The sequence below is a fragment of the Streptomyces sp. NPDC029956 genome, from assembly GCF_055574655.1.
In genome coordinates this window covers 1-7,491 of sequence record NZ_JBVHZJ010000113.1, presented here as the reverse complement: position 1 = coordinate 7,491, position 7,491 = coordinate 1, and the positions used below count along the sequence as shown (strand labels likewise).

At 69.3% G+C, this 7,491-nt stretch carries 5 protein-coding genes; 4 read left to right on the top strand and 1 reads right to left on the bottom strand.

Features of this window, described 5'->3' with window-relative positions:
• Nucleotides 1-673 precede the first annotated feature (673 nt).
• Nucleotides 674-2,620 (top strand): hypothetical protein, encoded by a 1,947-nt coding sequence (locus ACZ4XX_RS40025; RefSeq protein ID WP_468512738.1) that lies wholly within the window; start codon nucleotides 674-676, stop codon nucleotides 2,618-2,620.
• Between the two features lie 42 nt (nucleotides 2,621-2,662).
• Here the strand turns inward: ACZ4XX_RS40025 and ACZ4XX_RS40020 are convergent, their stop codons facing one another.
• Nucleotides 2,663-2,845 carry a DUF5302 family protein gene (locus ACZ4XX_RS40020; protein WP_468512737.1) on the bottom strand — a complete coding sequence of 61 codons (183 nt, stop codon included), beginning with the start codon at nucleotides 2,843-2,845 and terminating at the stop codon, nucleotides 2,663-2,665.
• A gap of 270 nt (nucleotides 2,846-3,115) precedes the next feature.
• Between ACZ4XX_RS40020 and ACZ4XX_RS40015 the strand changes: the two genes are divergently transcribed.
• The 3 genes from ACZ4XX_RS40015 to ACZ4XX_RS40005 all read left to right on the top strand — a co-directional run.
• Complete coding sequence (locus ACZ4XX_RS40015; RefSeq protein WP_468512736.1) at nucleotides 3,116-4,702, top strand: MFS transporter; 1,587 nt, start codon at nucleotides 3,116-3,118, stop codon at nucleotides 4,700-4,702.
• A gap of 5 nt (nucleotides 4,703-4,707) precedes the next feature.
• Nucleotides 4,708-5,439, top strand: coding sequence for a TetR/AcrR family transcriptional regulator (locus tag ACZ4XX_RS40010; RefSeq protein ID WP_468512735.1), 732 nt, complete (start codon nucleotides 4,708-4,710; stop codon nucleotides 5,437-5,439).
• Between the two features lie 402 nt (nucleotides 5,440-5,841).
• Nucleotides 5,842-7,491 (top strand): type I polyketide synthase (locus ACZ4XX_RS40005; RefSeq protein ID WP_468512734.1); only part of this gene is annotated, 1,650 nt, incomplete at its 3' end.

Sequence of the window (7,491 nt, the reverse complement as noted above, 5' to 3'; positions counted from 1 at the left end):
CGCATGCTGCGCCTCGGTCGCACGGTCACTCGGGCCACGGAGAGCCTGCTCACGCAGGACATGCAGCTCGGCCACCCGGCCACGGGCGTCAGCGGACCTGCCCTCCTTCGAGGCCGGGGCGCTCTTCGCCATGACAGGTTCCTTCCAGCGGCACGGCCGGGTGCCCGGCTCGGACGATCGTGACGCCCACTCTAACAAACCGCTCGTTCGGTTTCCAGGGCATGCGGAAGCCGGTCATCGCCAACTGGTCGGCGCCGTGTAGGTCGGGGAACGCCCCCATGGCGCCCGCCCCGCCACCCGGCGGTCCGCCGCCCCATCCGCCCGCGCGCCCCTCTCCGCGGCATCCCTCAGGAGATGCAGCGCGATGGCCAGGGCGGCCAACTCGTCCTGATTGACCAATCCTCGCACGATACGCACACGGAAACCGGAGCCATCCGAACTTCCCATATGTTCACCTCATCGAGTCGACGCCACTGTCCGTCACGGCGCTTGAGGAATAACCTCGGCTCACCAGGGGTCGACTTGAGTTCTGTTTGAAAATAAACCGGCCAGTACGTACTGTTCGATGCCCTATCACGCCCATGGCTCGAGAGGTACGGGGAAACGCGCCATGCCCCTGATGGAGAACCCATCGTTCCGGCCCGGTCCGCTCGGAACCGGCCGTCCTTCGCCCATGCCGGGCAGGCCCTCGGCTCTGCAGCTCGGAGACCGGATGCGCCGGCGGCTGGAGGCGGCCGTGCACGCGCTGCTCGACGATCCGTCCCTGGCGGGACTGTCCAACTCGGCCCGTATGGCCGCCGTCGTCCTGATGGCGAAGGCCTCCGCCCACACCTGCCGCACCGTCATCCGGGCCACCGAACTGGCCCGCTGGCTGGGAGTCCACGAATCGACGATCGACCACGCGGCACTGCCCGCGCTCAGGAAGTCGGGCGCGGTCGACTCCCGCCCCGCCAAAGGCACCGACGGGCTGGTCACCGGACTGGAGTGTGTCGTCATGCCGCTGTGGCGGGCGAAGCGGTCCGGTGATCACGCACAGCCGATGGCGCTGTCGAAGAAGGAACTCGCCACGCTGCTCCGACTCATCGAGGCGCTCTTCGGCCCGGGGTGGGCTCCGATCGGCAAGGACGCGACGCTCCCCGGCCTGCTCGCGCAGCGGCGGGCGCGGGGCGCGGCCACGGATCGACTCGCGCTGCTCCTGCTGGCCCTCCGGTCCCGGGGCAACGGCCGGGTCCGGCTGGTGGGTGGCCGCGTGGCGAGCGGGCGGGGCCGCTCGGAGGCGACGCTGGCCGCGCTGCTCGGCTGCACGGTCTCCGGAGCGAGCAAGGTGCTGGCCCGTCTCGAGGCTCTCGGTGTCGTCACGATCCAGCGCTTCCGCAGCTTCGGCAAGGCGCTGCTGCTCGTCCCCGCGGTGGCCGCCGCACACCGTGCTTCCGGGGGCCTCAGACCCGGCCCGATCAATGGAACAGCCTCTCGGCGTGACGGCGGAGCAACCCCTCGACGCAGCGACTCCGGCGGGGCGGGCTCGGACGGGGCGGGCTCGGACGGAACCGGCTCCGATGAGACCGACTCGGACGGGGCAGGCTCCGACGGAACCGGCTCCGATGAGGCGGGCTCCGACGGGGCCGGCTCGGACGAGGCAGGCTCCGACGAGATGGGCTCCGACGGGACCGACTCCTACGGGGGACCCCAGCGCCCCCTTACTGCCCCCGGAGGGAGTGACGGGCCGTCGAACCCCCACGACCCGCTCACGGCGGGGGAATCGGAGGCTCCGGCAGCGGAACAGGCCGGTCCGACACAGCGCCCCTCTGCTACACCACAGCACGCAGGACACGCGGTTGTCCCCCAGGACGCAGGTCATCCTGAGGTAGAGAAGGGGTACGGTCTTTTTGCACCCGCCGGAGGCGCACTACCGGTAGATAAGGCGAGGGGAAAGCCTCGACCCCACCCGAGGACGGTCATGGGCGCGAGGGCCCACTCCGTCCTGGAGCCCGTGCACTGGCTCCTGGACCACGTCGACAGCGGCTTCGTGCTGCGGGCCATCGCCAAGGAGGTGCACCGCCAGCTGGATACGGGCATCTCCGACGACCGGCTCCGGCACCGCCTCACCGCACGTTTCGCGGCCACCTCGCCCTCCGACATCAGGGATCCCGGCCGCTGGCTGCTGGGGGTCGCCCTGCCACGCTGGGGCTGTGGGCACTTCATCTGCGAGGCGGGCGCGATGTGGCCCGGTCTGGAGCCTTGCGCCGTGTGCGCCGAGGCGGTCGACGAACGTCGCGCCGCAAGCGCCTCCGGTTCCGACGGACCGCCCGTGACCGGATCGGTGGAGCATCCGCTCCCCGAGCCACCGCACGACACCCCACGTGGCGCGTGCGCCTGCTGCGGCTGCGTCATCCGGCTGACGGGCCCGTCGCTGGTGGACGGGCTCTGCAAGCCCTGTCGGGCAGACGAAGCGTCACCGGCCGGGGACACGGCGCCGGTCGCCCCGCTGCCGCCGGAGCCCTGCCGGGCCGGCACGGCCGCCGAACCCTGCCCGCACCCGGCGCGGCAGGGGATGTCGGTCTGCCTGCGGCACCTGTCCCGGGAGCTGGAAGAGGGACGGGTGCCGCACGCCTCGGCGTAGCCGGGAGTACGGCACCCGTCCCGTCCTTCCTGCCCTGACGGTTCACCCGGTCTTACGGCGGAAGAACCTCTTGTTGCCCACCGGGCCGCTCATGCTCTTGATCTTCTGGCGGCCCTCCTCGTGGGCCACCTTCGCCTGCTGGGCGCGTTCCTTCCGCTGGAGAGCCTGCCTCATCTTCTCCTTCGGGTCCTGCGCCGTCTCGTTGTTCTCGGGTACCGCGGTCATCCATGCCTCCCAGGCGATAGGGGAATTGTTCGGGGGCCGTGTCAGCTGACTTTCGCCGTTCTGATGTCCCTTTTCGGTGATCCCCAGGAATGACTTCCCATGATTCTCCTGAATCTCACTCGAAGGTGACTCGAGAACGACTCGAGCCGTATCGACATGACCTTTGGGGCGGCCCAGACTTGGTTATCGAGATTGCGGAGCCAACCTCACCCCCTTACAGTGTACCGTGCTAGCTTACAGCGTAAGACGAAGGCTGCAAAGGGAGCTTCCATGGCTGCGAACTCAGAGCACGTACAGACCGAGGGCACGGCGCCCGAGGCGGCAGGACCCCCGCCCCATCCGCAGCGCTGGTGGATCCTCAGCGCCCTGTGTCTCGCAGTGATGCTGGTGCTGCTGGACAACACCGTCCTGACGGTGGCGATCCCGTCGATGACCGAGTCGATGGACGCGAGCACGTCCTCGATCCAGTGGGTGATGAACAGCTACACCCTGGTGCTGGCCGGCCTGCTGATGACCACGGGCTCGCTCTCCGACCGCATCGGACGCAAGAAGGCGCTCCTGACCGGCGTGGCGCTGTTCACCCTCGGTTCCTTCATCGCGTCGATGTCCGAGAGCACCACACAGCTCATCCTGAGCCGGATCGGCATGGGCATCGGAGCCGCGCTGCTGATGCCCAGCACCCTCGCCGTGCTGCTCCAGGTCTTCGACGAGAAGGAGCGCCCCAAGGCCATCGCGGTCTGGACCGGCGTCGCCGCGGGCTCGATCGCACTCGGCCCCGTGATGGGCGGCCTCCTGCTCAACCACTTCTGGTGGGGCTCGGTACTGCTGATCAACGTGCCGGTGGGCCTGATCGCGCTGGTCACCATGGTCTTCCTGATCCCCGAGTCCCGGGACCCCAAGGTCCGCAAGCCCGATGTGCCCGGTGTCCTGCTGTCCACCGTGATGGCCGTCGGCATCGTCTACGCCGTCATCTCCGTTCCCGAGCACGGCTGGTCCTCCGCCGACGTGCTGGTTCCGCTGGCCGTCGGCGTCGGCGCCCTCGCCGGGTTCGTGTACTGGGAGCGCACCTGCGAAGACCCCATGCTGGACCTGAGCCTCTTCCGCAACCCGGTGTTCAGCGGCGCGGTCGGCAGCGCCTCCCTGACCTCCATCGCGATGGCCGGTTCGCTGTTCCTCTTCACGCAGTACCTGCAGTTCGTCCTGGACTACACCCCCCTCCAGGCCGGCCTGGGCGTCGTCCCCATGGCCGTCGCGCTGCTCATGCTGACGCCGTTCAGCCCGAAGATCGGCGCCAAGATCGGCACGCCCGCCACGCTCGCCACCGGCCTCGGTGTCATGGGCCTCGGACTCATCGCCCTGAGCTTCGTCGGCGCGGGCTCCAGCTTCGCGCTGCCGCTGGTCGGCCTGGCCCTCATGGGTGCCGGTGTGGGCATCGCACTCCCCGCGTCCTCCAACGCGATGATGGGCGCCATCCCCCTGGAGCGCGCGGGCATGGCCTCCGGCCTCAACTCCACGATGCAGGAGCTCGGCAGTGCCCTCGGTGTGGCCGTGCTCGGCAGCCTCGCCGCCGCACAGTTCGCCTCGCAGGTACCCTCCGCCATCCCCGCCGACGCGAAGAACTCGGTCGGCGAGTCCCTGGGCATCGCGGCCCAGAAGGCCGATGCCGCACAGGTCGTGGAGCAGGTGCGCGAGGCGTTCGTCTCCGGCGTCTCCCTGAGCCTGAAGTTCGGCGCCGCCGCCGCCGTCGCCGCGGGCGCGGTCGCCTGGGTGCTGCTCCGCAAGAACGCGGCGCCGGCCGCCGCCCCGGCATCGCAGCCCACGTCGGAGCAGGTCCCGGAGCACTCGGGCGTATCGTGACCGTCATGACGCAGAGCAAGGGGACCCCGCGTCTGGACAGCATCTGGCTTTCCGGCGCGGCCCCCCGACCACCGAGTGAACAGAACCCCCTGAGCCGCGGCCAGGTCGTCGCGAAGGCCATCCGGCTGCTCGACCAGGAGGGGCTGGGTGCTCTGTCGATGAGGCGACTGGCGGCAGACGTCGGCGTGGCGGCGATGTCCCTCTACTGGCACGTCCCCACGAAGGACGCACTCCTCGAGTTCGTGATGGACGAGACGCTCGGTGACCTGGACCTCTCGGTGAAGCCCGACGCCGAGTGGGGCTCGCAGGTCGAGCACATCGCACAGGACCTGCGGCGGATCATCCGGGAGCACCCGTGGATGAGCCAGCTCGCGCAGAGCTACGCCATGGTCGGCCCGAACGCCCTGGCCATGTTCGAGACGCTCATCGTCCTGGCCGAGAAGGGCGGGTTCCGCCCTCCCTCCGCCTACCGCGCCGTGGGAACCCTCGTGAACTTCGTCCTCGGTTTCGCCGCCGACGAGGTGAAGTGGATCATGAAGATGCGTGAGTCCGCTCTCGAGCCCGACGACGTCAAGGCCATGTGGCTGCCGCCGATGCTGGACGCGCTGGGGGACGCCTACCCTCGCATGCGGGCCAACCTCAAGGCCGGCGAGACCCGCGAATGGGACGACCACTTCGCGTTCGGCCTCGGCTGCATGGTCGACGGAATGAGAGTCAGGGCCGACGGCAACATCTGAGCGTTGGAGAATCGCTCAAGAAATCCACTGTCCAGCGTTTCTTGAGCGAATCTCGAACTGCGCCCCGAAAGACACATCGCACACCACGAAACCCCGACAGAACAGGGATTTCTCTCCCAGCAGGCGTTGACGACGGGCCGCGCCCTCTGTCACACTGTTTCGGCGGGCGTACTGTGTCCAAATTCTGACGCCCCGTCTTTCGGGTATCGCGTGATGGGAATTCACCGCCCGAACCCTTGAGATCTTCTGAGCGCCGAACGAATCCAAGAGAGTCGCATTCCGAGCCGCATCGCCCTCGCGATGCGGCTCTCTTGCGTTTGCCGAGCGCGCCGATCCCTGCTCGGGAATCGACATTCCAGTATCTACGCCACGCCGTAGGAAAAAGTGACGGAGTCGAGTCGAATGACGGATGTGAACAGGCCCGGGAACGAGGACCGCCTGCGCCGCGCCATGGCAGCAGTGCTGCAGTTGCAGCAGCGCAACGCCGAGCTCGAGGAGCAGCGGACGGAGCCGATCGCGATCGTGTCGATGGCCTGTCGCTTCCCCGGCGAGGTCGCCGATCCCGAGGAGTACTGGGCCCTCCTGAGCGAGGGCCGGGACGCCATCGGGAGCCTTCCCGCCCGCTGGGACGATCTCGACCTCTACGACCCGACTCCGCAGTCCCCGGGCAAGAGTTACGCCCGCGAGGGCGGATTCCTCGCCGATGTCGAAGGGTTCGACGCGGAGTTCTTCGGCATTCCGCCGCGTGAGGCGCAGTCGATGGATCCGCAGCAGCGGATCGTCCTGGAGATGGCGTGGGAGGCCCTGGAGCGGGCCGGTATCCGCCCGGAGACCCTGAACGGCAGCAGGACGGGCGTCTACCTCGGCGCGATGCGCGCGGACTACGCGGACGAGCAGACCGGGTACGAGTACCTCGACGGCTACCAGGGCACCGGAGTCTCCAGCAGCGTCATCTCCGGCCGCGTCTCCTACGTGCTGGGGCTGCAGGGCCCCGCGGTCACCATCGACACGGCCTGCTCGTCGTCCCTGGTCGCCATGCACTCCGCGGTGACCGCCCTGCGCAACGGCGAGTGCGAACAGGCGCTGGCCGGCGGCGTCACCGTGATGTCCGGTCCCTCGCTGTTCGTCGAGTCCAGCCAGTTCATGGGCATGGCCGCGGACGGCCGCTGCAAGAGCTTCTCAGCCGACGCCGACGGCGCCGGCTGGGCCGAAGGCGCCGGCATCCTCCTCCTCAAGCGCCTCTCCGACGCCGAACGCGACGGCGACCGGGTCCTCGCCGTCATCCGCGGCTCGGCGGTCAACCAGGACGGCCGCAGCCAGGGCCTCACGGTCCCCAACGGCCCCTCGCAGCAGCGGGTCGTCCAGGACGCACTGACGGCCGCGCGTCTCACCCCGGCGGACATCGACGCCATCGAGGCGCACGGCACCGGCACCACCCTCGGCGACCCCATCGAGGCCGGCGCGCTCGCCGAGGTCTTCGGCCCCACCCGCGACACCGACCAGCCCCTCTACCTCGGCTCGTCGAAGTCGAACATCGGACACGCCCAGGCCGCGGCCGGCGTCGCCGGCGTCATCAAGATGGTGCTCGCCCTCCAGCACGAACAGCTCCCCAAGACCCTCCACGCCGACGAACCCAGCCCCCACATCGACTGGACCAACACCGGCCTCCAGCTCCTCCAGAACAACCAGGACTGGAAGCGCGGCGACCGCATCCGCCGGGCCGGTATCTCCTCGTTCGGCATCAGTGGCACCAACGCGCACGTCGTGATCGAGGAAGCACCTGCCGCGGAGACCGCGGAGGTGACGTCGGCCCCGTCCCCGGCCCCCGAGAACTCACTTCCTCTTCTGGTGTCGGGTCGTAGTGAGGCTGCGTTGCGTGCGCAGGCCGCCCGCTGGGCGGACTGGATCGAGGCCCGGCCCGAGACCCCGCTCGCGGAGATCACGACCACCGCCGCGATGCACCGCACCCACTTCGACGTCCGCGCCGGAATCCTGGCCACCACCACCGAAGAAGCCATCACCGGCCTACGAGCACTCGCCGAAGGCCGGGAG

What these genes read in the sequence shown, in the direction of transcription:
- ACZ4XX_RS40025 (WP_468512738.1), top strand. Translation starts at nt 674, where the DNA reads ATGCCGGGCAGGCCCTCGGCTCTGCAGCTCGGAGACCGGATGCGCCGG.
- ACZ4XX_RS40020 (WP_468512737.1), bottom strand. Translation starts at nt 2,845, where the DNA reads ATGACCGCGGTACCCGAGAACAACGAGACGGCGCAGGACCCGAAGGAG.
- ACZ4XX_RS40010 (WP_468512735.1), top strand. Translation starts at nt 4,708, where the DNA reads ATGACGCAGAGCAAGGGGACCCCGCGTCTGGACAGCATCTGGCTTTCC.
- ACZ4XX_RS40015 (WP_468512736.1), top strand. Translation starts at nt 3,116, where the DNA reads ATGGCTGCGAACTCAGAGCACGTACAGACCGAGGGCACGGCGCCCGAG.